This window comes from Streptomyces sp. NPDC091682, assembly GCF_044756625.1.
Taxonomy (GTDB): domain Bacteria; phylum Actinomycetota; class Actinomycetes; order Streptomycetales; family Streptomycetaceae; genus Streptomyces.
Window position 1 is genome coordinate 858,700 of the sequence record NZ_JBIVTH010000001.1, and the last position, 26,229, is coordinate 884,928.

The 26,229-nt window shown below is 73.5% G+C and carries 15 protein-coding genes; 3 read left to right on the forward strand and 12 right to left on the reverse strand.

From position 1 onward, the window contains the following. Positions 1-3 precede the first annotated feature (3 nt). From ACIQK6_RS04155 to ACIQK6_RS04210, 12 genes are all read right to left on the reverse strand, one after another. A complete protein-coding gene (locus ACIQK6_RS04155; RefSeq protein ID WP_402694255.1) occupies positions 4-1,401 on the reverse strand; it encodes a condensation domain-containing protein in 1,398 nt (465 codons plus the stop codon). Then, positions 1,401-4,757: an amino acid adenylation domain-containing protein gene (locus tag ACIQK6_RS04160; protein WP_329105145.1), complete on the reverse strand. Its 3,357-nt coding sequence runs from the start codon at positions 4,755-4,757 to the stop codon at positions 1,401-1,403. The genes ACIQK6_RS04155 and ACIQK6_RS04160 overlap by 1 nt, the downstream gene beginning before the upstream one ends. Beyond that, a complete protein-coding gene (locus ACIQK6_RS04165) occupies positions 4,750-8,832 on the reverse strand; it encodes an amino acid adenylation domain-containing protein (protein ID WP_329105143.1) in 4,083 nt (1,360 codons plus the stop codon). The genes ACIQK6_RS04160 and ACIQK6_RS04165 overlap by 8 nt, the downstream gene beginning before the upstream one ends. Positions 8,833-9,127: 295 nt before the next feature. Beyond that, positions 9,128-10,405 (reverse strand): MFS transporter, encoded by a 1,278-nt coding sequence (locus ACIQK6_RS04170; protein ID WP_329105141.1) that lies wholly within the window; start codon positions 10,403-10,405, stop codon positions 9,128-9,130. A gap of 119 nt (positions 10,406-10,524) precedes the next feature. Next, positions 10,525-11,556, reverse strand: coding sequence for a winged helix DNA-binding domain-containing protein (locus ACIQK6_RS04175; protein ID WP_329105139.1), 1,032 nt, complete (start codon positions 11,554-11,556; stop codon positions 10,525-10,527). A gap of 140 nt (positions 11,557-11,696) precedes the next feature. Beyond that, on the reverse strand, positions 11,697-15,635 hold the full coding sequence (locus tag ACIQK6_RS04180) for an amino acid adenylation domain-containing protein (RefSeq protein ID WP_329105137.1): 3,939 nt from the start codon (positions 15,633-15,635) through the stop codon (positions 11,697-11,699). A 15-nt stretch (positions 15,636-15,650) separates the two neighbouring features. After that, on the reverse strand, positions 15,651-16,865 hold the full coding sequence (locus ACIQK6_RS04185) for a cytochrome P450 (protein ID WP_329105135.1): 1,215 nt from the start codon (positions 16,863-16,865) through the stop codon (positions 15,651-15,653). A 1-nt stretch (position 16,866) separates the two neighbouring features. Beyond that, positions 16,867-17,124, reverse strand: coding sequence for an MbtH family protein (locus ACIQK6_RS04190; protein WP_402694291.1), 258 nt, complete (start codon positions 17,122-17,124; stop codon positions 16,867-16,869). Then, positions 17,087-17,854: an alpha/beta fold hydrolase gene (locus ACIQK6_RS04195; RefSeq protein ID WP_329105133.1), complete on the reverse strand. Its 768-nt coding sequence runs from the start codon at positions 17,852-17,854 to the stop codon at positions 17,087-17,089. Before ACIQK6_RS04195 ends, ACIQK6_RS04190 begins: the two co-directional genes overlap by 38 nt. A 3-nt stretch (positions 17,855-17,857) precedes the next feature. Continuing rightward, complete coding sequence (locus tag ACIQK6_RS04200; protein ID WP_329105132.1) at positions 17,858-19,819, reverse strand: non-ribosomal peptide synthetase; 1,962 nt, start codon at positions 19,817-19,819, stop codon at positions 17,858-17,860. Further along, the gene (locus ACIQK6_RS04205) at positions 19,816-21,300 is read right to left on the reverse strand and encodes an aldehyde dehydrogenase family protein (protein WP_402694292.1); all 1,485 of its coding nucleotides are present in this window, start codon (positions 21,298-21,300) and stop codon (positions 19,816-19,818) included. The genes ACIQK6_RS04200 and ACIQK6_RS04205 overlap by 4 nt, the downstream gene beginning before the upstream one ends. Before the next feature lie 155 nt (positions 21,301-21,455). Further along, positions 21,456-22,448 (reverse strand): BTAD domain-containing putative transcriptional regulator, encoded by a 993-nt coding sequence (locus ACIQK6_RS04210; RefSeq protein WP_402694256.1) that lies wholly within the window; start codon positions 22,446-22,448, stop codon positions 21,456-21,458. Positions 22,449-22,622: 174 nt separating this feature from the next. Between ACIQK6_RS04210 and ACIQK6_RS04215 the strand changes: the two genes are divergently transcribed. The 3 genes from ACIQK6_RS04215 to ACIQK6_RS04225 all read left to right on the forward strand — a co-directional run bounded on the left by ACIQK6_RS04215 (position 22,623) and on the right by ACIQK6_RS04225 (position 26,199). Next, positions 22,623-24,224 carry a tryptophan halogenase family protein gene (locus ACIQK6_RS04215; RefSeq protein ID WP_402694257.1) on the forward strand — a complete coding sequence of 534 codons (1,602 nt, stop codon included), beginning with the start codon at positions 22,623-22,625 and terminating at the stop codon, positions 24,222-24,224. A gap of 84 nt (positions 24,225-24,308) precedes the next feature. Next, positions 24,309-24,932 (forward strand): flavin reductase family protein, encoded by a 624-nt coding sequence (locus tag ACIQK6_RS04220; RefSeq protein WP_329105124.1) that lies wholly within the window; start codon positions 24,309-24,311, stop codon positions 24,930-24,932. Continuing rightward, positions 24,907-26,199, forward strand: a complete 1,293-nt coding sequence (locus tag ACIQK6_RS04225) for a cation:proton antiporter (protein WP_329105122.1) — start codon at positions 24,907-24,909, stop codon at positions 26,197-26,199. Before ACIQK6_RS04220 ends, ACIQK6_RS04225 begins: the two co-directional genes overlap by 26 nt. Positions 26,200-26,229 lie beyond the last annotated feature (30 nt).

Consider the following 26,229-nt stretch of genomic DNA (forward strand, 5'->3'; position numbering starts at 1 on the left):
TCCCTAGGTGGTGAGCGGGGATGCGGGCGCGGCGACGGCCCGGTCCAGCACGTCCTCGATTCCGGTGAGCAGCCCCCGCACGTCCTCGGGCGTGGCTGCGTGGCGGTTGTACTCGGCGGTGCCGCCGATCTCGCCGTCGCGTTCCACGAGGCCGATGCAGGCGAGCGCGGCGGCCGGGTCGGGACTGTAGAGCTCCAGGTGCCGGGCGGGCGGCCCGGGCAGTTGGCCGACCTCGATGCCCGGCAGGTCCAGGGGGACCGACGGGTAGTTGTGGAGGGCGAACAGGACGTTGTACGGCGGGGGCGTCCCGTCGCCGAACAGGACGTCCACGGGCAGTCGTTGGTGGGCGAGCGCCTCGGCGACGGCGGCCCGGGTGCGGTGCAGCAGTTCCCGGAAGGCGGGGCCGCCCGCGAGGTCGATCCGGATCGGCACGACGGTGGTGAACTGCCCGACGGCGCCTTCGAGCGGTCCGGCGAAGCGGCCGGCCGCCGGGGTGCCGATCACCACGGAGGTACGGCCCTCCCTGCGGGCCAGTACGACGGCCAGCGCGGCGAGGAGGGTCATGAACGGGGTGGCTCCCTCGGCCCCGCCCAGCTCCAGCCCGGCGCGGGCCGGCCCGCGAGCGAGCCGTACGGGCAAGTGGCCGCGTTCGAATCCGCCGGGCGCCCGGGGGGCGGGCGGGTCGGCGGCGAAGGCCGCCCGGCGGCGGGCGAGTTCGGCGGAGCCGTCGGGTCCGGCGAGCCACCGGTGCTGCCAGTCGGCGTAGTCGGGGAGCTGGAGGTCGGGCGGGGCGAGGCCCGTCGGGCCCTCGCGGTAGCCGGCGGCCAGGTCCGCGAGGAAGACCCCGGAGGACCAGCCGTCGAAGACCGCGAGGTGGGAGGCGAGGATCAGGACGTGCTCGTCGGCGGCGAGCCGCAACAGCCGGAAGGCGCTGGTGCGGCCGCTCTCCAGGTCGAGGACGGTGGAGGCGCTCTCGGTGCTCTGCAGGGCCACGCGGTCGGCGGCGGCCTGCGGGGTGAAACCCGAGAGGTCGGCCCGGGTGAGCCGCAGCACCGGTCCCTCGTCCACGTGCAGCCGGGGCTGGCCGCTGGTGGAGACGGTGAGCCGGGTGCGCAGTCCTTCATGGCGGCGCAGCACCCCGGTGAGGGCGGCCACGAGCCGCTCGGGGTCGAGCGGGCCGGTCAGCCGGAGCGCGTGCGAGCCGGTGGCGACGGCCGGGTGGGTGCGTTCGCGGCGCCACAGCCGGGACTGGAGCGCGGTGGGCGGGACCGGCCCCGCGCCGGAGCGCGGGACCGGGTGGGCGGGTACGGGCTGCCGGGCGGCCAGCATCAGGCGGGCGAGCTCGCGCTTCGCCTCGGGAAGCGCGGCGAGGGCTCCTTCGAACCCGGCCGGGTCGGCCATCAGGAACCGTCCGGCTGCTGGAGGGAGCCGAGGAGGGCGGCGGCCTCCTCGTCGCTCATGTTCTCGATCTGCTCGAAGACCGCGAGCAGCCGGTCCTGTTCGCCGGCTGCCTCGGCCTTGGCGGCGCGGACCAGTTCGGCGAGTCCGGCAACGGTCGGGCGGCCGAAGAAGTCGGCGAGGGCGATGTCGATGCCGAAGAGGGCGCGGACCCGGGAGACCACGATGGTGGCCTGCAGCGAGCTACCGCCCAGGGCGAAGAAGTCGCCCTCCACGTCCGGGTTCTGCCATTCGAGCAGCGGGGTGAGGATGTCCCGGCAGATCTGCTCCTCGACGGCGTCGCGCGGCGCGGTGCCGCCCTCGCCCGACTGCTCGGTGGGCAGGGGCAGGGCGGCGGTGTCGACCTTGCCGTGCGGGGTGAGGGGCAGTTCGTCCAGGACGACGACGACCGGGACCATGTAGCCGGGCAGTCGGCCGGCCGCGTAGGCGCGCAGGCCTTCGGCGTCGGCGACCTCGGAGGCGTAGGAGCCCACCTGTTCGACGGTGACGTAGGCGGCCAGCATGCGCTCGCCGCCCGCGGCGGGCTGGGCCACCACGACGGCCTGCTGCACCGAGGGGTGACCGGTGAGCACGGACTCGACCTCGCCGGGCTCGATGCGGTGGCCGCGCACCTTGAGCTGGCGGTCGGTGCGCCCGAGGAAGTCCAGGTTGCCGCCGGGCAGCCAGCGGACCAGGTCGCCGGTGCGGTAGAGGCGGGCCGTCTCGGGGCCGTCCGCGTAGGGGTTGTCGGCGAAGCGGTCGGCGGTGAGGTCGGGGCGGCCCAGGTAGCCGCGGGCGATGCCGGGGCCGGAGACGCAGAGTTCGCCGGGTACGCCGGGCGGGACCGGGCGCAGCCGCTCGTCGAGGACGAACGCCTGGTGGCCGGGCATGGGGCGGCCGATCGGCGGGTTGCGGTCGTAGCTCCCGGTGCAGTCCATGAGCGTGACGGCGACGGTCGCCTCGGTGGGGCCGTAGCCGTTGACGAACCTCCGCTCCCCCGCGGTCCATTCGGCGACGAGTCGGCCGGGGAAGGCCTCGCCGCCCACCGAGACCAGTCGCAGGTCGGGCAGGCCGGCCTGGTCGAGCAGCGGCAGGAGGGCGGGCGGGAGCTCCGCGACGGTGACCGCGTCCTCGCGCATCCGGGTCTGGAGCAGGGCCGGGTCGCGGCGCTCGTCGTCGGTGGCGATGACGAGCGAGCCGCCCGCCAGCAGGGTGGTGAAGATCTCGAAGACGGAGACGTCGAAGGTGAGCGGGGCGAACTGCAGGACGCGGTCCTCGGCCCGGATCTCGTAGGCCTTGGCGATGGTGCGGGAGAAGTGGGTGACCGAGCGGTGCTCGATCATGACCCCCTTGGGGGTGCCGCTGCTGCCCGAGGTGTAGAGCACGTAGGCCAGGTCGCCGGGGGTGGCGGTCGGCGCGAGGGAGGGGACCTCGCGGACGGGGGCCGCCGTTCCGGTGGTCACCAACTCCAGCGGTACGGGCAGCTGCGCGGCTTCGTCGACCAGGGCGTGCCGGGCCTTCGCGTCGGCCAGTACGGTACGGGTCCGCTCGGCCGGGGCGCTCTGGTCGACCGGGACGTAGTGGGCGCCCGCCTTGAGCACGCCGAGGACCGCGGCCACGGCGGCCGGGCCGCGGGAGACGCACACCGCGACGGGGTCGCCGTGGCGGACGCCGCGGTCGCGCAGCCGGTGGGCGATGGCCTCGGACCAGCGGTCGAGGGCGGCGTAGTCGAGCCGGGCGGAGCCGTGGCGGACGGCGACCGCGTCGGGGTGGATGGTGGCCCGCTCGCGGAACGCGCGGTCCAAGGTGGTGGTCCAGGCGGCTTCGTCGACGGGGCCGCCGCGGGACAGCTCGCGGGCGTGCCGGGAGGCGGCCGGCTCCTCGACCAGGCTGATGTCGCCGACCTGGAGGTCGGGGTTCTCGGCTACCTGCTCCAGGACCTGGCGGAAGGCGCCGAGCAGGGCGCTGGCCGTGCCGTGCCGGTAGAGGGAGGTGTTGTACTCGAGGGAGAGTTCCAGTCCGTCGTTCTCGCCGACGAGGAAGCTCATGTCGAACTTCGCTGCGCCGTCGTGCAGTTGGTCCATGGTGAACTCGAGGTCGGCGGCCTGCGCCCGGTGGGTGCCCCAGCGGCCCAGCGAGGTGAACTCGATCTGGAAGAGCGGGTGTCTCAACGGGTCGCGCACCGGGCGGACGGCCTCGACCACCTGCTCGAAGGGCAGCTCGCTGTTGGTGAAGGAGTCCATGACGGAGGACGCGGTGCGGGTGACCAGCTCGCGGAAGGTGAGCTGGTCGGTGACCTCGGTCCGCAAGGTGATCATCTGGACGAAGCAGCCGATGACCTGCTCCAGGTCGGGGTGCGGCCGGGAGGCGCTGGCCGTGCCGACGACGACGTCCTCGGTGCGGGTCCAGTGCCGCAGCAGCGCGTTGAAGGCGGCGAGCAGGGTGGTGAAGACGGTGGTGTTGCCCGCGTCGGCGAGCTCGGTGAGGCGGTCCAGCAGCTTCTGGTCCAGGGTCAGCTTCAGGCCGCGGCCGTCGCCTCGGGTCTCGGGGCCGCGCGGGTGGTCGGGGAGGACCTCGGTGGCGACGGCGCCGGCCAGGATCTGGCGCCACTTGGTCGCGAGCGCCCGGCCGTGCTCGTCGTTCTCCAGCTTGGCCCGCTGCCAGGCCGCGAAGTCGGCGTACTCGACGGCGAGCCGGGGGGCCTCGGGGCGCTTGCCCGCGGCGGCCGCCGCGTAGCTGGTGGTCAGTTCCTCGGTGAAGATCCGGGTCGAGCCCGGGTCCCAGGCGATGTGGTGGACGACCCAGAGCAGGACGTGGCGCTCGGCGGCGAGCCGCACGAGGTGGGCGCGGACGGGCGGGCCGGCGGCGAGGTCGAAGGGGGCGGCGGCGCAGCTCGCGGTGAGCTCGGCGAGTTCGCGGTCCGCGTCCTCGCTGCCGGAGAGGTCGGTGCTCTGGACGCCGAGCACGAAGGAGGGGACGGGTTCCTGCCAGGGGACTCCGTCGATCTCGACGAGTTTGCTGTGCAACACCTGGTGGCGGGCGACGACGGCGTTGAGCGCCTCGTGCAGGGCGGCCCGGTCGAGGGGGCCGCCCAGGCCTATGGCCAGGGCTATGTTGTTGCGGGCCTTGCCGGCGCCGAGCTTGTCGACGAACCACATCTGCTCCTGCTGGAAGGAGGAGCGGGAGCGCGGTCCGTGGTCGGCGCGCTTCAGTTCGATGCGGCGGCCCACGCCGGCCGTCATCTGGTTGCGCATCCGTCCCAGCAGCCGGGAGCGCTGTCCCTGGGGCAGACGGCCGAGCCGTTCGGCGAGATCAGACATGGGTTCCTCCGTTGCGGTGCAGGTCGACGAGGAGAGCGGCGAGCCGGTCGGGCAGGTGCTTGGCGAAGTAGTGGCGGCCCCCGGGGATCACGGCGAGGCGTACGTCGGCCGCGTACCGGCCCCAGGTGCGGTAGCCGTTCTCGTAGCCCTCGGTCGCGTCGTCGGCGTCGCCGATGATGCAGGTGAGCGGGGTGGCGAGGGGTCGGTCGTAGCCGCCCGGGGTGCGGGCGAAGAAGCGGGCCGCCTCGGTCATGTCGTGGCGGACCATCCGCAGGACAGCGGTGAGGTCACGGTCGTCGAGAACGCCGTCGAAGCCGTCCATGGTGGTCAGGTACGCGACGAGGTCGTCGTCGCCGGAGACGCGTTCCATCTCCAGGGCGTACTCCGGGTCCTCCTCCGGGAGGGCCGCGGCGAGGTCCAGGGCGATCGGGCGCTGCCCCATGCGTTCCAGTACGTGGGTGGTCTCCAGTGCGGTGACCACCCCGGCGCAGTGGCCGTAGACCGCGTACGGTCCGCGCACGGTGCGGGCGATTTCCTGGGCTGCGAGTTCCGCGAACTCGGGGACCGGCAGCATCGGGCCGGGGCGCAGTGGGTCGTGTCCGGGCGGGGAGACCGCCAGGAGCTCGATGTGCGGCGGGAGCTGGGCCGCGAGGGGCTGGTAGGCGATGGCGTCGCCGCCGCCGTGCGGGAAGCAGACGAGGGTCAGCGCGGTGGTTCCGGCGGGGCGTTCGGGGGTGAGCCGGTGCAGCAGGCCGTGTGCCTGCGTTCCGGCTGCGCCGAGTTCGGTGGTGCGGGCGGCGAGCCCGGCCGGGGTCGGGTTGCTGAAGAGGTCGACCACGCGCAGGGCGGCGGATCCGCCGTCCGGTAGGGCGGCGGCGACGGCGCGGACCGCGCGCACGGCGGCGAAGGAGTCCCCGCCCAGGGCGAAGAAGTCGTCGTCGGGGGCGACCTCCGGTATCCCCAGCACCTCGGCCCAGACGGCGGCGATCCGCAGGGCGACCGGGTCCGCGTCCGCGGGCGCGGTGGTGGTCCGGTCGGGTGCGGGGGCGGCGGTGCGCGGGTCGGGCAGGGCGCCCCGGTCCACCTTGCCGTTGGGGCTCAGCGGCAGCCGCTCCAGCAGCACCAGTTCGGCGGGGACGCAGTGCGGGGGCAGGACGGCGGCGAGGGCGGTGCGCAAGGTGGTGGTGTCGAGGTCCGCGCCCTCCTCGGGGACCACGTAGCCGACGAGCCGGTCGGAGCCGGCGGTGCGGCGCGCGGCGACGACGGCCTCGCGGACGCCCGGGCGCTCGCGCAGTGCGCCCTCGACCTCGCCGGGCTCGATGCGCAGTCCGTTGAGCTTGATCCGGAAGTCGGTGCGGCCGAGGAGTTCGATGGTGCCGTCGGCGCCGTAGCGGGCCAGGTCGCCGGTGCGGTAGAGGCGTTCGGTGCGGCCGGGTGCCAGCTCGACGTGGACGAACTTCTCCTCGGTGAGCTCGGGCCGGTTCAGGTAGCCGCGGGCCAGTCCGACGCCGCCCAGGTGGAGTTCACCGGGGACGCCGACGGGGACGAGGCGGTCCTTCGGGTCGAGGACGTAGGCGAGCTGGTTGGCCATGGGCCGCCCGTACGGGAGCTTCGTCCACTCGGGATCGACCCGGCCGACGGGGAACTCCACCGAGTGGATGGAGGCTTCGGTCGCCCCGCCGAGTGCCGCGAAGGACAGCTCCGGCGCGAAGGCGCGGATCCGGTCGGGCTGGGTGACGGGGATCCAGTCGCCGCCGAGGAACGCGGTGCGCAGCTTGGGAAGTCGGGGGCCGCCCGCGTGTTCGAGCTGGTCGACGAGGAGGCCGAGGAGGGCGGGGGCGGAGTTCCACACGGTGACGCCGTGCCGCTCGACGAGGTCGGCCCAGTGCGCCGGATCCTTGGCGGCGGCCGGGTCGGGCAGGACGAGCGTGCCGCCCGCGGCCAGGATGCCGAGGGTTTCGTAGACGCTCATGTCGAAGCTGGGCGAGGACAGGGCGAGGACCGAGTCGCCGGGCCCGATGCCGTACGAGCGGTTCAGGTCGAGGATGTTGTTGACGACGCCCCGGTGTTCCAGGGCGATGCCCTTGGGGGTGCCGGTGGAACCCGAGGTAAAGATGACGTAGGCCAGGTCCCGGGAGGTGACGGGCACGTCCGGGCGGGTCGCGGGCAGCGCGGCGAGCGCGGCCCGGTCGGTGTCGAGCAGGACCTGCGCGGTGCCGGCGGGGACGGGCAGCCGTCCGATCAGCTCCGCGTCGGACACGACGATGGGCGGCGCGGAGTCCCGCAGCAGCAGGGCCAGGCGCTCGGCCGGGTAGTCCGGGTCGAGGGGGACGTAGGCCCCACCGGCCTTGAGGACGGCGAGGATCGCGGTGACCAGGGCGGGGCCGCGGCGCAGGCACAGGGCCACGGTCCGGTCGGGGCCCGCGCCGGCTTCGACGAGCCGGTGCGCGAGCCGGTTGGCGCGCTCCTCCAGCTCCCGGTAGGTGACGTTCCAGCCACCGAGCCCGCCCAGGACCACGGCGGGCGCGTCGGGCCGCCGGTCGGCGTGCTGCTCGAACAGCTCGTGCAGGCAGGCGTCCTGCGGGAAGGGGGCGCGGGTGGCGTTCCAGTCGTCCAGGGCGGCCCGGCGCTCGGCGTCGGTGAGCAGCGGCAGGGCGGACAGCGGGGCTTCGGGGCGGTCGAGCGCCCCTTCGAGGGTGGTGAGGAAGTGGCCGAGCAGCCGGTCCACGGTCGGGGCGTCGAACAGGGCGGTGGGGTACTCCACGAGGGCGCGGACCGCGGTGCCGGTGTCGTGGACGCTGATCATGAGGTCGTACTTGGTGGCGTGCGAGGAGAAGTCGATGGGCTCGGTGGCGAGGCCCGCGAGGCCCGGGGCGGTGTCCGGGGTCTCGTCGAGGAGGAACATCACGGAGGTGAGCGGCGGCCGGCTGGGGTCGCGGGGCAGCCCGAGGGCGTCGACGATCAGGTCGAAGGGCAGTTCCTGGTGCGCGTACGCCTGGAGGGTGGTGTGACGGGTGGCCCGGACCAGTTCGGCGAAGCCGGGGTCGCCACCGGTTCTGATGCGCAGCGGCAGGGTGTTGACGAAGAAGCCGATGAGCTCGCTGAAGGCCGGGTGGTCGCGGCCGGAGACGGAGGTGCCGACGACGATGTCCTCCTGGCCGGTCCAGCGGCGGAGGGTGGCGGCGAAGCCGGCCAGCATCGTCATGTAGAGGGTGGCGCCCTCGGACTTGCCGAACTCCCGCAGCCGGGCGATGAGCCGGGGCGGGAGGTCGATGTAGCGGGATGCGCCGGCGTGGCCGAAGACGGGCGGTCTGGGCCGGTCGGTGGGCAGGTCCACGGGGGTGGCGCCGCCCAGTTCCTCGCGCCAGAAGGAGGTGAGGCCCTCCAGCCGGTCCCCGCTGATGCGGCGGCGCTGCCAGCTGGCGAAGTCGGCGTACTGGAGGGCGAGCGGGGCCGCTGCCCCGGCGGGCGCCCCGGTGCGGGCGGCGTAGGCGCGCTCCAGTTCGGTGTAGAGGACCCGCATGGACCAGCCGTCGGTGACGATGTGGTGCAGGTTGAGGACCAGGACGTGGTCCTCGGGGCCGATCCGGCCGAGCCGGGCCCGCAACGGGACGGTGCCGGCCAGGTCGAAGGGGGCGCCCGCGTCGGCGTCGTAGAAGGACCGGGCCGCCTCCTCGTCGGGCAGTTCGGTGAGCGGCAGGGGCAGCCGGTAGCCGTCCACCACGCGGGGCAGCGCCTCGGTGGCGCCCTCCTGGTAGGTGTAGACGGTCCGCAGCACCTCATGGCGGTCGACGACGTCCTGGAGCGCCGCGTGCAGGGCGGGTACGTCGAGCGGGCCGCGGATGCGGGTGGCGACCGGCACGTTGTAGGCGGGGCTGCCGGGCTGGAGCTGGTCGATGAACCAGAGGCGACGCTGGGCGAAGGAGAGCACCGGCGGGTCTGCGGGGTCGCGGGGTGCCGGCTCAGGGTCCTCCCGTACGGCGGCGCGCCCGCCGGTGCGGCCCGTCAGGGCCTGGAACAGTGCCCGGCGGGACTTCGGCAGTGCGGCTATGCGTTCGGCGAGGGACTCGCTCACCTTGAGCCTCCGTGCGTCTTCGGGAGTCGGGAGAGGGATACGGCGAGGGGGGCGCCGCGGGTCGCGGCGCCGGGTGCGGACGTGCGGACGTGCGGACGTGCGGACGTGCGGACGTGCGGACGTGCGGACGTGCGGACGTGCGGACGTGCGGACGTGCGGACGTGCGGGTGGGTGCGTGCGGGCGTGCGGGCGTGCGGGCGGGTGCGTGCGGGCGTGCGGGCGGGTGCGTGCGGGGCGCAGTGTGGAGTGGGTGCCGCAGGGCCGGCACCCACTCCACGCCCCTGGCGGGTGTCGATCAGGCGGTGATCCTGGTCTCGTCCGCGGCCGGAGATCCCTCCTCGGCGGTGTCGTCCCCGCCGGGCATTTCCTTGATCTTGGCGACCGGTCCGGTGAGCAGGGTCAGGCCGCCGATGATGGTGACGGCGCCGGCCACCGCGAGACCGCCGGTCAGGCCGATCGCTTCGCCGAGCGCGCCGCCGGCGAAGTAGCCCAGGGACAGGGCTCCATACACCGCGGAGAGCGCGGTGCCGCTGACCCGGCCCATCTGCTCGTTCGGGGTGACGCCCTGCACGAGGCTGAGGACGTGGATGTCGAACATCGGGGAGACGAAGCCGATGATGGCCTGGACCACGATCAGTCCGACGAAGCCGCCGACCGCGCCGCCCGTCGGCACCAGGATGTAGCCGGCGCCGAGCACGACCGCGGTGATGACGAGCAGGCGGCCCACCGAGAGGCTCTTGGAGACGACCTCGGAGAGCACCGCGCCGACGATGACGAAGACCGACATGACGGCGAAGGCCGCACCGACCTGGCCGGGGCTGAGGTTCAGCTCCTTGTAGGCGTAGACGATCAGGACGGCGTCGCCCATCGCGGCACCGAGGTTGACCACGACGTTGGCGGTGAACAGGCCGCGCAGGACCGGGTTGCCGAAGAGCGTCTTCATGCCCTCCTTCATCTCCGCCTTCGCGGAGGCCTTGCGGTCCTCGGTCCGCTCGCGCACGTCCCGGTGGCGGATGACCAGCAGGGCGATGAGCGAGATGAGGAAGGTGAACGCGTCGGCGGTGATGGCGCGTGCGGCGCCGAGCAGCTGGATGAGTGCGCCACCGGCGCCCGCGCCGACCGCCTCGGCGACGCTGCGGCTGATCTGGAGCTTGGTATTGCCTTCGATGAGGTTCTCGGTGCCGATGAGCTGGGGCAGCCAGGACTGGTACGAAACCTCGAAGAAGGTGGTGAGGCAGCCGGTGATGCCGGCCACGATGAAGAGGTGGGTCATGCTGACGGAGTCGAGCGCGAACGCCAGCGGAATCGTGCCCAGGGCCAGGAAGCGGCCCAGGTCGGCAACGATCATGACGGTGCGCCTCGACACCCGGTCGGCCACCAGCCCGGCGATCGGGGCGAGCAGCAGGAAGGGGAGGAAGCGCAGCGCGCCGAGCACGCCGACCTCCAAGGCTCCACCGCCCAGCACCACGACCGCGAGGGTCGGTAGCGCCAGGAGGGAGATCTTGTCGCCGAAGTTGCTGACGGTCTGCCCGAACCACAGGCGATTGAAATCGGAATGCCGACCGAGTGCCATGTCGACGCCCTTTTCTGATTGGGTACGGAATTGTCGGACGGCACTGACGCTATGGACCCCGGGTTAGACCCCGGTTATGAATTCCGGGACTATAGACCGCTTGTAGACATGCGATGAGTTCAGCTGGAGAACCGTGCGATGTCTGCGCTCTCGCGGGCGATCCCGGCCGCCACGGCGGGGGTGTGGGGCTCGGCCCCGGGGAAGGGTTCGACCGTCACCGGCACCCCGCGGCGGCCGCCCGACCACGTGCCCACGGCCAGGCCGTCGACCAGGACGGTGGCGCGGATCTGCCCGCCGCCGGGCCACACCCGGCGTTCGTGTGCGGCGGGCACGGACAGGTCCCGGCTGCGGTAGCCCACCAAGTAGTTGTCGTAGGCCGGGAGCAGGCGTACGTCGGGCTCGTCCGGGGCGGTCAACGGCTCGGGCCCGGTCTCCCGTACGGCGGTCCACGCGTTCTTGCCCGTGGTGGCCTTCAGTCCCGACCAGTGGACGAAGTCCAGGGCGTCGGAGGGTCCGTACGCGACGCGGTAGCGGCGCGCGAGTTCGCGTTCGGCGGCGGCCCCGGTGAAGGGCAGGGGTCCGGTGGCGGGCAGCCAGTCGTCGAGGAGGACGAAGGTGGCCTCGCCGTCCCGCTGCGGTCCGTGGCAGATGCGGCCGGTCAGGGCGGCCCGGCGGATCAGGTGGAAGGCGGACTGCCCCTTGGGCTCCACCCCGAGGGTGGTGAGCCGGTCGGTGAGCTGGGCCCGGGTCAACGGCCCCTCGCCGTCGATCGCTTCGGCGATGAGGCGCTCCGAGCGCGTGCACAGGGACTCGTCGAGGCCCAGCTCGCGCAGCCGCCGGGCGGCGAGCGCGAGGTAGACCGGGCCGAAGAGGGCCAACAGCCATCGTGCGTCGGCGGCCGGCACCAGTTGGAGGGTTCCGCGCATGAACCAGCCGCGGACGGCACTGCGTTCGGTGTCGGTGGCCCGGCGCACCGCCTCCCGGGTCAGCCCGCGGGCCCGCACCCGGAGCCCGAGCTCCGCCGCGGGCAGGTCCTGCGCCTGCACGGCCAGCACCCGGTCGAGGACTGCGGCGACCGATTCCTCCCGGACCTCGCCCCCGATCGCCTGTGCGCGCGCCCTGAGCAGTCGGTCGGTCGTACGTCGTTCCACGTTGTCCAGTCTTTCAGCCGTGCGGCCGTGGCCGCGTCTTCTCGTTGCGGGTGCGGCCGCTCCTGCTCGCCACGACGCCGAGGCCCTGCGCCGGGCGGCGTGGGCCGCCCGGCGCAGAGCCGGACCGGGGCGTGCGGCCGTCAGCGCCTGCGGCGCAGCACCGCGTAGTAGCCGGGCAGCCGCAGGGCGTCGGAATCCGACCTGGGGTCGATCGCGTGCAGTTCTATCGCCTCGTCCTCGACGACCTCCCACCCGTCCGCACCGAACGCCTCGGCCAGTTCGGGCCGGGTGAAGCGGTGCGAGTGCCGGACACCGGCCGCCTCCAGCGGGCCGACCAGGTCCTCGGCACGGCCCCGCTTGCCGCCGACGAAGCCGAGGTAGCCGAAGGAGTTGCTGGAGTAGTCGGGCTCGTGCACGATCAGCGTGCCCTCGTCGCCCAGCAGCCGGTCGGCGACGGCGGCGAGCCGGGCCCGGGCCTCGCCGTCCAGGACGTGGAAGACACCGCGGACGAAGATGTTGTACGGCCCCTCCCCCAGGACGGCGGCCTGCTCGGCGTCGGTCATGTCGATCGCCAGGTAGTCGACGTTCGGCACGCCCTCGGCCTCGCGCTTGGCGTGGTCGATGGCGCTGACCGAGACGTCGACGCCGATGACCGAAGGGTAGTGCGGGGCGAGTTCGCGGCTGTAGCGGCCGTTGCCGCAGCCGAGGTCGATGACCGGTAGGTCGCCGCGGAAGTGCCGCTGCGCCTGGTCCAGCAGCCAGCGGAACTCCTCGCCGCTGTCGGCGTCCCAGATGACGTCGCCGCCGCGGCCGGTGCGCCGGATCCCGGCCCAGTACCGCTCCCAGGCGTCGCCGGTGTCGCGCTCCTCGGTCTTGCCCGGGGCGGCGCCCTCTTCGCCGGGCGGCGGGGAGTGGCGCTCCCAGGCCTCCTCCTCGGCGAGGGCGTCCAGCAGGGAGGTGAACTCCTCGAACATCGAGTCGATCAGTCCGTCCGGGTAGACGGCGGGCAGGAAGTCCCAGTTGAAGGTGAGGCCGTCGGGCTTTTCGAAGACCTGGAAGTCGAGGGAGACCTGCGGGGTCTGGGAGATGCCGTAGACCGGGGCGCCCAGCTCGGTCTCCTCGTACTGCGGCGGGTGGCCGGCCAGGCTGGTCATCACCACGGGCATGGCCGGGGCGAGGGAGCCGCGCAGCTTGGTCAGCTCGCGCAGCACCTGCACCCCGCTGAAGTAGCGGTGCTCCAGGTCGGCCCAGAGCCGGCGCTGGACGGCCCGGGCCCGTCCGGCGAAGGTGGACTCCGTCTGCTCGACGGCCAGCAGCAGGGTGGTCGTGGTGTCCGCGAGCAGCGAGTTGACCTGCGGGTGCAGCGGAAGGCGGTTGAACAGCGGGAAGTTGATGGTGAACCGGGCCTGCCCGGCGGCCCGGCCGAGGATCTCGGCGTAGGCGGCGGCCAGCACCCCGGAGGGGGTCACCTCGCGGGCGTGCGCGCGCTCCTGGATCCGGCTCCACCGCTCCGGGGCGACGACGTGGCTGCGGCGCTCGAAGCGGACCGGCAGCTCGGGGGCTTCGGCCGGCCGCGCGGGCAGTTCGGGGGCGGGCGGGAGGGTGGCGAGGCGGTCGCGCCAGTACCACTCGGAGCGGCGGTACAGCTCGCTGTCGCGCAGCGAGTTCCCGACGGCGAGGACGTAGTCGCGGAAGGTCAGCTCCAGCGGGGCGAGTTCGGCGCCGGGCTCCACGTAGTAGGTGACCAGGTCGGGGACGAGCACCTGGAAGTAGCTCCAGGCGTCGGCGACGAGGAAGTCCAGGCAGAGGTGGATCCGGGCCCGGCCGCCGCCGAGCAGGCTGATCCGCACGTCGAACAGCGGCCAGCCGTCCCCGTCGAGGACCTGGTGGGACAGCCGCTCGCGCAGGGCGGCCAGCTCGGCCCGCCGGGACCCCTCGTCCAGTCCGCCGAAGTCGGTGACGGGGATCTCGTAGGCCGGGACCTCCTCGAACACCTGCTGGGTGCCGTCGGGCAGGACCCGGGTGCGCAGGGCGTCGTGGCGTTCGACGAGCCGGCGCCAGGCGCCTTCGAGGCGCGGTACGTCGAGTTGCTCGCTCTCCCACTCGAAGTAGCCGTGGCAGCCGACGTTGCCCAGTTCCACGAGCCCGCCGCGGCCGATCCACAGCGCTTGCTGGCTCTCGGTGAGCGGGAAGGGATCGAAGCGGGCGGCGGGGTCGGGGACGATCGCGGGGAGTCCGCCGAAGGAGCCGCGGCCACCGGTGCGTTCGGTGGTGACGAGGGTGGCGAGCTCGGCGACGGTGGGGCAGGTGGAGAGGTCGGAGAGGCTGAGCTCGACGCCGTAGCGGCGGCGGATCTCGTCGATCAGCTGGAAGGCGAGCAGCGAGTGCCCGCCCAGCTCGAAGAAGTTGTCGTGGATGCCGACGCCGTCGGTGCGGAACGCCTCGGCCCACAGCCGGCTGAGCCCGTCCTCGACCTCGTTGCGGGGGGCCTCGTAGCCGGCGCCGACCGCGTCGCGACCCTCCGGGGGCTCGGGCAGGCTGCGCCGGTCGACCTTGCCGTTGGGCAGGCGCGGGAGGGAGGGGAGCACGACGACGGTGGCGGGGACCATGTAGTAGGGCAGGGTGCGGGCGACGTCGGCGCGCACGGCTGCGGAGTCCGGGTCGGCCGCGCCGGCCGGTGACACGTAGGCGATGAGCCGCTTGTCGCCGGGGCCCCGCTCCTGGGTGACGACGACGGCCTCGGCGATGTCGGCGAGGCGGGCGATGTGCGTCTCGACCTCGCCGAGCTCCACGCGGAAGCCGCGGATCTTCACCTGGGAATCGGACCGGCCGAGGAGTTCGACGGCGCCGTCCTCGCGGCGGCGGGCGAGGTCGCCGGTGTCGTAGAGCACCGGGTGCGGGTCGTCGGGGAGGAAGTTGGGGTGGAACTTGGCGGCGGTGAGCTCGGGGCGGCCGTGGTAGCCGGCCGCGACCCCGGCACCGGAGACGTGCAGGCGGCCGACCTCGCCTTCGGGCACCGGGCTGCCGTCCTCGTCCAGGAGGTGGACACGGAGGTTGGCGATGGGCACGCCGACCGGGACCTGCCGGGTGGCGCGGACCTCGTCGGAGGTGGCCTGGCTGGTGAAGTCGGTGCCGGCCCCGAGGTCGAGGCAGGACAGGACGTTGGTGGTCTCGGTGGTGCCGTAGGTCATCACGACCCGGAACGGGGTGTCGACGGGCGGCCAGCTGTGGACGCGCTCGGCGGTGGTCACCAGGATCCGCAGCGCGGTGTCCGCGGGCCAGTCCAGGCCCCAGGCGGGCTCGGCCAGGGCGGCCACCAGCATGGTGTGGGTGATCCCCTCGCCGACGAGCCAGTCGCGGATCTGCTCGGGGGTCTGCGCCTGCCCGGCCTCGGGGATGTGGATCGCCGCGCCGGCGGGCAGGTAGGCGAGCCACTCCATGATCTGGACGGCGAAGCCGGGGGTGGACATCCAGGAGGCGCGGTCGCCGGGCCGGACCCCGTAGGCGCGGGTGGTCCAGTGCACGAGGTTGGTGAGCGCACCGTGCCGTTCCAGGACGGCCTTGGGGGTGCCGGTGGAGCCGGAGGTGTAGATGAGGTGGCTGACGGTGTCGGGTCCGGTCACCACGGCGGGCGCGGTGTCCGGCAGGTCCTGTCCGGCCGTGGCGACCTCGGCCCGGGGGACGTCCTCGGGTATCCGGCGGCCGAGGTCGGCCGGGGTGAGGACGAGCAGCGGGGTGGCGTCGGCGATCATCGCCGCGAGCCGGTCGTCGGGGTTGACCGGGTCGAGGGCGACGATCGCGGCGCCCGTCTTGAGGATGGCGAGGGAACCGATGACGTACTCGGCGCTGCGCGGGTAGCACAGGCCCACGCGGGTGCCTTCGCCGGCTCCGCGGGCGATCAGGGCGTGCGCCAGCCGGTTGGTGGCGGCATCCAGCTCGGCGTAGGTCCAGGTGCGGTCGCCCTGTGCGAGGGCGGTGGCCCGGGGGGTGCGGGCGGCCTGTTCGGCGAGGAGCTGCGGATACCCGGTGGCGGGGAAGGCGGCGTCCGAACGGTTGAAGTCGACGAGTGCGGTGGTCACAGTGCGGGCCCTTTCTTACTTCGCGAAGGCTCGGCTGCGCAGCAGCCGCACGGGGAGACTGTTGATCCCCCAGGTGAAGTTGGAGGAGTTGAAGGTGACGGGGCCGGCCAGTTCGAAGCCGTCGAGCGCGCCGAGCATCTCGGTGAGCAGGGCGCCGAGTTCGAAGCGGGCGAGCCGGGCGCCGAGGCACAGGTGGCGGCCGTGCCCGAAGGCGACGTGCCGGTTGGGGCGACGGTCGACCCGGAAGGCGTGCGGGTCGGCGAAGACGTCCTCGTCACGGTTGGCCGAGACGTTCCACAGCGTCACCCGGGCGCCTTCGGCCACCGGGATCCCGTTGATCTCGGTGTCTCGGACGGCGGTGCGCAGGGCGTGCACCCCGGGGGTGGTCCAGCGCAGGACCTCCTCGACGGCCGGGGCGATGCCGCCCTGGCCGAGGCTGCGCAGCAGCCGCCACTGGTCGGGGTGTTCGGCGAACATGTGGACCGCGCCGGCCGCCGAGTAGCGGGTGGTCTCGTTGGCGCCGGAGAGGACCCCGTTGAGGTTGAAGACGATCTCGTGGTCGCTCAGCGGCCGTTCGACGCCGTCGCCCTCGTCCACGAGGGTGTCGTGGGCGATCTGGCTGACCAGGTCGTCGCCGGGGCGGGCCCGGCGCTCGGCGAGCAGCTCGATGAAGTAGAGGAAGATCTCCGAGTGCGCGTTGGTGCGGACCTCGTCGTCCGGGGAGTCGAAGGCGTCGGTGGTCAGGGCCCCGATCCAGGCCCAGTCGGCGCGCGGGATGCCCATCATGGCGCAGACGACCCGGTTGGGCAGTTGCTTGGCGAGGTCGATGAAGTCCAGTTCGTCGCGTTCGACGGCCTCGGCGACCAGCTCGCCGACCACCTTGTCGACCATGGCCTCCAGGCGCGGCATCTGCTGCGGTCCGAAGGCCTGGTGGAGGGCCCGCTTGAGCCGGGTGTGGTGGGGGACGTCGGAGACGATGAGCATGCGCTGGGCGACGGCGGCGACGGCCGCCGGGTCGCTGCCGAGGCGCATCCCGCGCGCCGAGCTGAAGGTGTCGCTGTCGGCGTACACCTTCATGATGTCGCGGTGCCGGCTCAGCGCCCAGAAGCCGCCGTCGTCGCTGCCGGGCTCGGGGTGCCAGTGGACGGGCGAGTTGGCGCGCAGCCAGGTGAAGGCGGGCCAGAAGTCGTTGCGGCCGAAGGGGCCCGGGTCGAGCAGGTCGATCTCCATCTCAGGCTCCTCGCAGGCTGAGCGGGCGGGTGTCGGGCCATTGGGCGTCCACGAAGCCGGCGCATTCGTCCTCGGTGCCGTCGAACCCGGCCGGCGTCCAGCCGTCGGGGGTCTCGCGGGTTGCGGGGTACAGCGCGTACTGCCCCTCGTGGTTCACGAGGACCTGGTGGGTGATGGGCACGGTGTCCTCCGGACTCGGGCGGGAGTGGACGGTCGGGCGCTCAGGCGCCGGTCGCGGTGGGGGCGGGGGCCGGCCGATCGGCGCCCGCGGCCCGCAGCAGGGTGGTCAGGTGGTCCAGTACGGGCCGCGGGCGGCGCAGTACGGCGTGGTGGCCGCCCGTGGTGGTGTGCCGGGTGAAGGCGGCGGTGGTGACCGCGGCCCAGCCGTCCAGGTCGGCGGAGCTGACGGTCTCGTCGCCGTCGGCCCCCCAGGCGTGGACGGGCGTGCCGAGGCGGACGCCCGGCTCGTGGACGTAGCTCAGGGACAGTTGGGCGTCCTTGCGGAGCATGGCGACCATCAGGGCGCGGGTGTCCTCGTCGAGCAGTTCGGGGTCGAGGCCGGCCGTGTCGAAGAGCTTGTCCAGCTCCTCGCCGTCGTCGACGATGCCGCGGCCGGCGCCGTCCCAGTGGCCGGGGGCCCGGCAGCCGCTGACCACCAGGGCCCGGGGGGCCACCCGGCGGGAGACCTCGTAGCCGAGGAGGCCGCCGAAGCTGTGGCCGAAGACGATCAGCGGCCGGCCGTCGGCGACGAGGTCGCGCAGTTCCGCGGCGATGGCCAGGACGGCCTCGTCGAAGGTGTCCGGCATCGGTTCCCGCCAGCGGTTCTCCCGGCCCGGCAGCTGTACTCCGTACACCTGGGCGGTGCCCGCCAGTTCGGGCTGCCAGGAGCGGAACTGCTGGCAGCCGGCTCCGGCGGGCGGCAGACACAGCAGTACGGGCAGGGCCCGGTCGGCGGGGTCGGTCGTCCAGGTGGAGATCCAGGCGCCCATGGCTCAGGACCCTTCGGCGGTGTCGTCGGCGGGCGCGTCGGCCGGGTCTGCGGCGGTCGCCTCCCGCTCGGCGGCGAGCCGGTCGAGTTCGGCGGCGAAGTGCCGGGCCGTCGGCTCGGCCAGCAGCGCGCCGAGGCCGACGCGCAGCCCGGTGACGCGGCGCAGTTCCGACACCGCGCGGGCGGCCGCGAGGGAGTGGCCGCCCAGCTCGAAGAAGTCCGCTTCGGGGCCGGGGACCTCGGTGGCGAGCACGTCGGACCACACGGCCATCACGATGCGCTCGCTGGTGGTCGGGCCGGCGCCCGGGGCCACCACCGGTGCGTCGGGCGTCCGTTCCGGTGCCACCAGGACCCGGGCCAGCGCCTCGCGGTCGGCCTTTCCGGTACTGAGGGTCGGGATCCGGTCGAGCACCCGTACGGTGCTGGGCACCGCGGCCGCGGGCAGTTGCTTGCGGCAGCGTTCCACGACCAGGTCGGCGAGGCCCGCCGGGTCGGTGCCGGGGGCAGCGACCACGGCGAGGCCGAGGGTCTGCCCGGAGGCGAGCGGGCAGCAGGCGGCGGCGACGACCTCGGGGAGTTCGGCGGCGATCCGCTCCAGCTCGCCCAGTTCGATGCGGTGGCCGCGGATCTTCACCTGGTCGTCGCGGCGGCCCCGGTACTCCAGTTCGCCGCTCGGCCGGCGGACGACCACGTCTCCGGTGCGGTACATGCGCGTGCCGCCGCCCTGGAAGGGGTCGGGCAGGAAGCGGCTCGCGGTCAGTCCGGGACGGCCCCGGTAGCCGCGCGCGACGGCGGGGCCGCCGAGGTAGAGCTCGCCCTCGGTGCCGGCGGGCACCGGGCGGAGCTCCTCGTCCAGGACGTACGCCCGGTAGCCGGGCAGCGGTCGTCCGATGGTGGTCACGTCATCCCCTCGTCGGCTGTCGGCCCAGGTCGCGGCGATGGTCACCTCCGTCGGCCCGTACACGTTGAGCAGCCGCCGGCCGCGCGCGAACCGCTCCGCCAGCGCGGCCGGGCAGGCTTCTCCGGCGACCACGACCACCTCGGCGGTGTCGATCCCGGCTCCGTGGGCGGCGAGCAGCGACGGGGTGAGGGAGACGGTGCGCAGGCCGGCGGGCAGGGGCTCGCGGCCCTCGGCGGCGGCCTGGCGCAGCCCGTCCAGGGAGAGGTCGGTGAGGGCGACCCCCTGGCCGTGCGTCAGGTAGAGCAGGGTGCACCAGAGCCAGCCGTCGAAGGCGGGCGAAACGGCGTTGAGGCCGAGCCCGCCGGCGGGCAGGCCGAGGCTGCCGAGGGCCTCCACGAAGGTGTCCAGGCCCCGGTAGGTGACCTCGACCCCCTTGGGGCGGCCGGTGGTTCCGGAGGTGTAGATGAGGTACGAGCAGCTGTCGGGGGCGGGTAGGAACACCGCGAGCGCGCCGGGGGCGCTGCGGCGGATGTCCGCGGGGGCCAACAGGGTGATCCCGTCGGCCTCCAGGCCCGTGGGAACCTCGGGGGCGACCAGGACGGCGGCCCCGGCGTCGTGCAGGACGCGGCCGAGTCGCTCCACGGGATGCGCGGGGTCCAGGGGGACGGCGGTCGCGCCGAGGCTCCAGACGGCGAGCAGGGCGGGCACGCTCTCCCGGGACCGGCCGAGCAGCAGGCCGACGGAGGTCCCCGCAACGACTCCGGCCCCGGCGAGCGCGGTGGCGTACCGGGCGGTGCGGGCGGTGAGCGCCGCATAGGTGAGGGTGCCGTCGAAGGCCTTGACGGCGGTCTCGTTCGGCTGTTCGCGGGTCCACCGCTCCAGGCGGGCGAACAGCGGCGGGAGTGCGCCGTCGGCGGGTCCGGCGGAGCCCGGTCCGTCGGAGCCCGGTCCTGCGGATCCCCGTCCTGCGTAGACGGGTTCGGCCCGTGCCGCGCCGGGCGGTGTGTCGTCGGCCGGTGCGCCCGGGGCGGTGGCCCCGGCGGACTCGGCGTGCCGGTCGGTCATCCGTCGTTCCTCTCGGTGTCCGCCGGGCGGGCGGCCGCGGTGGCCCGCAGGCGCGGGCCGACCACCTGGCCTCCCGTGCCCTGCGGGAGCTGCATCGACTTGGTCTCCAGGAAGGCCTCCAGTCCGGCGGCGCCGCATTCGCGCCCGATCCCGGACTGCTTGAACCCGCCGAACGGGGCGGCCGGGTTGAACTGGCCGCCGTTCACGTCGACCAGGCCGGAGCGGAAGCGCCGGGCCACCCGTTCCGCACGGGCGCCGTCGCCGGACCAGACCGCGCCGTGCAGCCCGTAGCGGGTTCCGTTGACGATCCGGACCGCTTGGTCCTCGTCGTCGTAGGGGATGACCGAGAGCACCGGCCCGAAGATCTCCTCCTGGCCGATCGTGCTGAGCGGGTCCACGTCGGCGAAGATCGTCGGCTGGACGTAGTAGCCGGTGTCCAGGCCGGCGGGCCGGTCGGGGCCGCCGCGGACCAGTCGGCCGGCGCCCTCGTCGACGCCGCGGCGGACGTAGCCGGTGACGCGGGCGTGCGCGGCGGCGGAGACCAGGGGGCCGAGGTCGGTGGCGGGGTCGCGCGGGTCTCCGGTCACGTACCCGGCCATGGCCGCGGCGGCGAGTTGCACGGCCTCGTCCTGGCGGTGCCGCGGTACCAGCAGCCGGCTCCACTGCAGGCAGGTCTGGCCGGTGTTGAAGAGCATCTGGTCGACGGTGGCGGCCACGGACGCGGCCAGGTCGGCGTCGTCGAGGACGAGGCTCGCGTTCTTCCCGCCCAGCTCGAGGTGGACGCGCTTGACGGTGTCGGCGCCGAGCGCGGAGACCTCTCGGCCGGCCCGGGTGGAACCGGTCAGGGAGACCACGTCGATCAGCGGGTGGGTGACGAGGGCGGTGCCGACGGCGGCGCCGGTGCCGACGACCATGTTGAAGACGCCGGGCGGCAGGTCGGCCTCGGCGATCGCCTCGGCGAGCAGCCGGGCGTGCAGCGGGGTGATCTCGCTCGGCTTGTGCACGACCGTGCAGCCGGCCGCGAGCGCGGGGAGGACCTTCTGCACGGTGAGCAGCAGCGGAGTGTTCCACGGGGTGATGCAGGCGGCGACTCCGGCGGCCTCGCGCACAACGAGCGAATGGCCGACGCGCTCCTCGAAGGCGTAGGAGGCGGCGGTTTCGACGCAGTGCGCCGCCATGCCGAGGGAGAGCCCGACATGGGTCTGGCGGGCCATCCGGGCGGGCGCCCCGACCTCGGCGGTGATGGTCTGGGCGAAGCGGTCGGCCCGGACCTCCATGGCCTCGACGACCCGGCGCAGCAGTGCCGTGCGTTCGCGCACCGGGGTGGCGGCCCAGCGCGGGAAGGCGGCCGCAGCGGCGCGCGCGGCCAGGTCGGCGTCCCGGGCGGTGCCCGCGGGCACGGTGGCCAGGGCGCGCTCGGTGGCGGGGTCGGTGACGACCAGGCGGCCGTCGGCGTCGGAGGCGACCCAGGCACCGCCGATCCACTGGTCGGTGTAGCGGGGCGGTAGGGGGGCCGCGTCGGGCTCGGCCCCGGCGGGTCTGGAGTCCTGTGGCTCGGTCGGCACGGTCAGCACGGTCACGGTGGGGTCCTCACTCGGTCACGGGATCACGGGCTCGCTGAACAGCTGGGTCGGTGTCACGCGGTCGCCTGGTCGGCCGCGCGGGCCAGGGCGGCCGCGGCCCGGTTGTCGGGCCTGGCCCGCCGCACGGGGCGGACCGGGGCGGTGGTACGGGCGTCCGGGCTCCAGGCGGGGGTTCCGGTGCGGCGGGCGGCCGGCCGCAGCGCGCGGACCGTGGCGGGCGGGGCGCCGGTCACCGCGGAGACGGGGGCCGAGGTGCGGGCCGCGGCCGGGATCAGGGTGGCGAGCAACCGCTGGGTCTCGTGGCCGGGTGCCACGCCCAGCTCGTCGCGCATCCGGCGGGCGCACAGCTCGTACCAGCGCCGGACGCAGGCGAGTTCACCGCGTCGGCCGTGTGCGGTCATCAGCGCGCGGTAGGTCTCCTCGTGATGGCGGTCGATCTCCAGCGTGCGCTTGCAGATCTCGATCAGCTCCACGAAGTCCTCGCGGGCCTCGGCGTCGGCCCGCAGCACGCCCAGGGCCCGCAGCGCGAGCGCCCTGAGGTACTCGCGCTGTTCGACGACCCAATCGGCGCTCTCGCCGCGCAGGAACTCGCCGCCGTAGAGACCGATCGCCGCCCCCAACCGGGTCCGGGCGAGCGGGGCGTCGCCGGTCGCGGCGGCGCGCAGGCCCGTGTGCACCAGTTCCTGGAAGCGGTCGAGGTCGGACCACAGCCCGGTGATGTGCAGGACGTAGCCGAAGTCCCGGTAGACCAGTTGGATCCCGGAGTTTCCGGGGCGGTCGGGGTGGGCGTCGAGCACCCGGCGCAGTGCGTGGGCCGCGACCTTCAGGGAGCTGCCCGCCGCGGCGTCGGCGCCGGGCCACAGGGATGCGTAGAGCCGGTCGCGGGTGAGCATCTGGCCGCGGTGAACCACGAGGTACTGGAACAGGCCACGGGCCTTGCCGGCCCGCCAGCGCTGGACGGGGGCGCCGTTGACGGTCAGCTCGAAGTCGCCCAGGAAGCGGACCCGTACCGCCGGCCCCGCTGTCCCGTCCGCTGCGGTGGTCATCGCGTCCTCCCGGTGGTTTTCAGCCTGCCGCTCTGCCTGCGAGGAGTGTGTCCGGGGGGTCTACAAAGGCCCTACAACGGCTGGATCCGATCGGTGTAGAGCGGTAATAGGGCGTTTTTCGACACTGATGAGCACGACCACCCGAACCGCCGAATCCGAAATGAGGGCTGTTTCATGACCAGCAGCGACACCCGGCTTCAGAAGGTCGTCATCCTGGGCGGCGGCACGGCCGGCTGGATGACCGCCGCATACCTCGGAAAGGCGCTGCAGGGAACGGTCGACATCACCGTGCTCGAAGCGCCGACGATCCCGCGCATCGGTGTCGGCGAGGCCACCGTGCCCAACCTCCAGCGTTCCTTCTTCGACTACCTGGGCATCGCCGAGGACGAGTGGATGCGGGAGTGCAACGCGAGCTTCAAGATGGCCGTGCGCTTCGTCAACTGGCGGACCGACGGGCAGGGCGAGTCGACGGCCCGCGAGCTGCCGGGCGGCGGTCCCGACCACTTCTACCACCCCTTCGGACTGCTCCCCGACTACGACCAGACCCCGCTGTCGCACTACTGGTTCAAGCGCAAGTACGAGGGCCGCACCACCGAGCCGTTCGACTACGCCTGCTTCCGCGAGCCCCCGGTGATGGACGCGATGAAGGCCCCGCGCTGGCTCGACGGCCGGCCGGCCACCCGGTACGCCTGGCACTTCGACGCCCAGCTGGTGGCCGACTACCTGCGCCGGTTCAGCACCGAGAAGCAGGGCGTGAACCACGTACAGGACGAGATGGTGCGGGTCGAGCAGGACGAGCGCGGCTACGTGACCGCGCTGCACACCAAAAGCGGACTGACCCTGGAAGCCGACCTGTTCGTGGACTGCTCGGGCTTCCGCGGCCTGCTGATCAACCAGGCGATGCAGGAGCCCTTCATCGACATGAGCGACCACCTGCTGTGCGACAGCGCGGTGGCGACGGCCGTCCCGCACGACGACGAGGCGAACGGGGTGGAGCCGTACACCTCGGCGATCGCCATGTCCTCCGGCTGGGCCTGGAAGATCCCCATGCTGGGCCGTTTCGGCACCGGCTACGTGTACTCCAGCAAGTTCACCGACCAGGACACCGCCACCCGCGAGTTCGCGGACATGTGGGGCCTGGACGTGGAGGAGACGAAGTTCAACCACATTCGCTTCCGCGTGGGCCGCAATCGCCGCGCTTGGGTGAAGAATGTCGTCAGCATCGGCCTGTCGTCCTGCTTCCTGGAGCCGCTGGAGTCGACCGGCATCTACTTCATCACGGCCGCGATCTACCAGCTGGCCAAGCACTTCCCCGACAAGACCTTCAACGACGGCCTGGTCAACAGCTTCAACCACGAGATCGAGGTGATGTTCGACGACACCCGCGACTTCATCCAGGCGCACTTCTTCTACGCGCCGCGCAACGACACGCCGTTCTGGCAGGCCAACAAGAAGCTGACCCTCCCCGACAACATCCAGCAGAAGATCTCCGCCTACAAGGCTGGCCTGCCCATCAACTCGCCGATCACCGACGAGTCGACGTACTACGGCAACTTCGAGGCCGAGTTCCGCAACTTCTGGACCAACGGCAGCTACTACTGCATCTTCGCGGGCCTCGGCCTGGAGCCGGACGCCCCGCTGCCCTCCCTGGCGCACCGCCCGGACTCGGTGGCCGGTGCCGAACCCCTCTTCGACACGGTCAAGCGCCAACAGCAGAACCTGCTGGAGACGCTGCCCAGTGCCTACGACTACCTGCGCCAGCTGCACGGCGCGTAAGGCCCACCGCTCCCACGGCCCGGCAGTACGGCTCTCCCGCCGGCTGCCGGGCCGCAGTTGCTTCAGCCACCTCAGGAGTCAGACATGCCCCACCGCTCCGTGCCCCATCCCGCCGCACCGGACGAGTCGGCCGGGGTCCAACCGGCGGACATCCGTCCCTTCATGGCCGCCTTCCCCACCGGCGTCTCCGTCGTCACCACGCTGGACGCCGAATCCGTGCCGCACGGCCTGACCTGCACCTCCCTGGCGAGCGTGGCCCTCGAACCGGCGACGCTCGTGGTGTGCATACGAGCGGCGAGCCCGACCCTCGCGGTGCTGCTCGCCGGGGGCCACTTCGCCCTCAACCTGCTGCACGAGCAGGCCCGCAGCACCTCGGACCTGTTCGCCTCCGGGGCACCCGACCGCTTCGACCACGTCGAGTGGCGGCTGCCGCTGGGTGCGGGCGGACCGCACCTGACGGCGGACGCCCACGCGGTCGCGGACTGCGCCGTGGTCAGAACCGTCGGCTTCGGGGACCACACGGCCGTCTTCGCCGAGGTCCGCCGCGTGACCGTACGGGACGACCGGGAACCCCTGCTCTACGGGCTGCGCCGGTACGCCCCGTGGTCCGCGGCGGCCGCGGCCCCGCAGCCGGCCGCACGCCGCGACCTGCCCGCCGCCGCCGGGCGGCCGGGCGCACCCGATGGAGGTACCCGTGTCGTCCGCTGACCCGCTGCCCGCCCTGCTGATCGCCGTTCCGGTGGTGATCGTGGCCTGCCAGGCCGGGGCGGCCGTCTGCCGCCGGTTCGGCCAGCCCCCGGTGGTGGGCGAGATCGCCACCGGCATCCTGCTGGGCCCCTCGCTGCTGGGCTGGCTCTGGCCACAGGCCCAGCACGCGCTCTTCCCGCCGTCCGTACTGCCGTACACCTCGGTGCTCGGGCAGCTCGGGCTGCTCGCCTTCATGTTCCTGGTCGGGCTGGAGCTGGACCTGAAGAGCCTGCGCGGTCACACCCGGGTCGCGGTGGCGGTGAGCCAGGCGGGGATGTTGCTGCCGCTGGCCCTGGGCGCGCTCCTCGCGGTCGCGATGTACGGCGGGTTCGCGCCCGAGGGGGTGGGCCGGATGCCGTTCACCCTGTTCATGGCTGTGGCCATGGCCATCACCGCGTTCCCGGTCCTCGCCCGGATCCTCATCGACCGGGGCCTGTACGCAACTCCGCTCGGGGCGCTCGCCATGGCCTGCGCGGCCGTGGACGACGTCGTCGCGTGGTGCCTGCTGGCCCTGGTGGTGGCCCTCTCCACGGCCGGCTCCCCGATCGAGGCGGCCACCACGGCCGGCCTCGCCGTGGCCTTCACGCTGGTCATGCTGTACGCGGTGAAACCGCTGTTGGCCCGCTGGTCGGCCCGCGCCGACCGGGCCGGCGACGCGGCAGTGCTGGTGGCGCTCTTCAGCGGGCTGAGCCTGTCCGCGCTGGCCACCGACCTGATCGGCGTGCACGCGCTGTTCGGGGCGTTCCTGTTCGGGGTGGTCACCCCGCGCACAGGGCAGCGCATCGAGGCCTCTGCGGCCCGGCTGCGCGCGTTCACGGTGCCTGTGCTGCTGCCCCTGTTCTTCGTGCACACGGGGCTGCGTACGGACATCGGGGGCCTGACGGCCTCGCCCGAACTGTGGCTGTGGACGGCCGCCATCCTCTGCGTCGCCTTCCTCGGCAAGTGGGGCGGCGCGGCGGGTGCGGCGCGCGCCTGTGGAAGACCGTGGCGGGAAGCCCTGTCGGTCGGGGCCCTGATGAACTGCCGGGGGCTCACCGAGCTGGTGGTGCTCAACGTCGGTCTGGAACTCGGCGTCATCGGGCCGCAGCTGTTCACCATGTTGGTGCTGATGGCCCTGGTGACGACGGCGATCACCAGCCCGGCCCTGAGCCGGCTGCGCGCCGGGAAGGAGGTGGGCCGCCGGGCCCCGGCGCAGGCTGAGCCCGAGGACGCCCTCTCCGGGCCCTGACGGGCGGGCCGGGCCCGGAGGGTGCCCGCC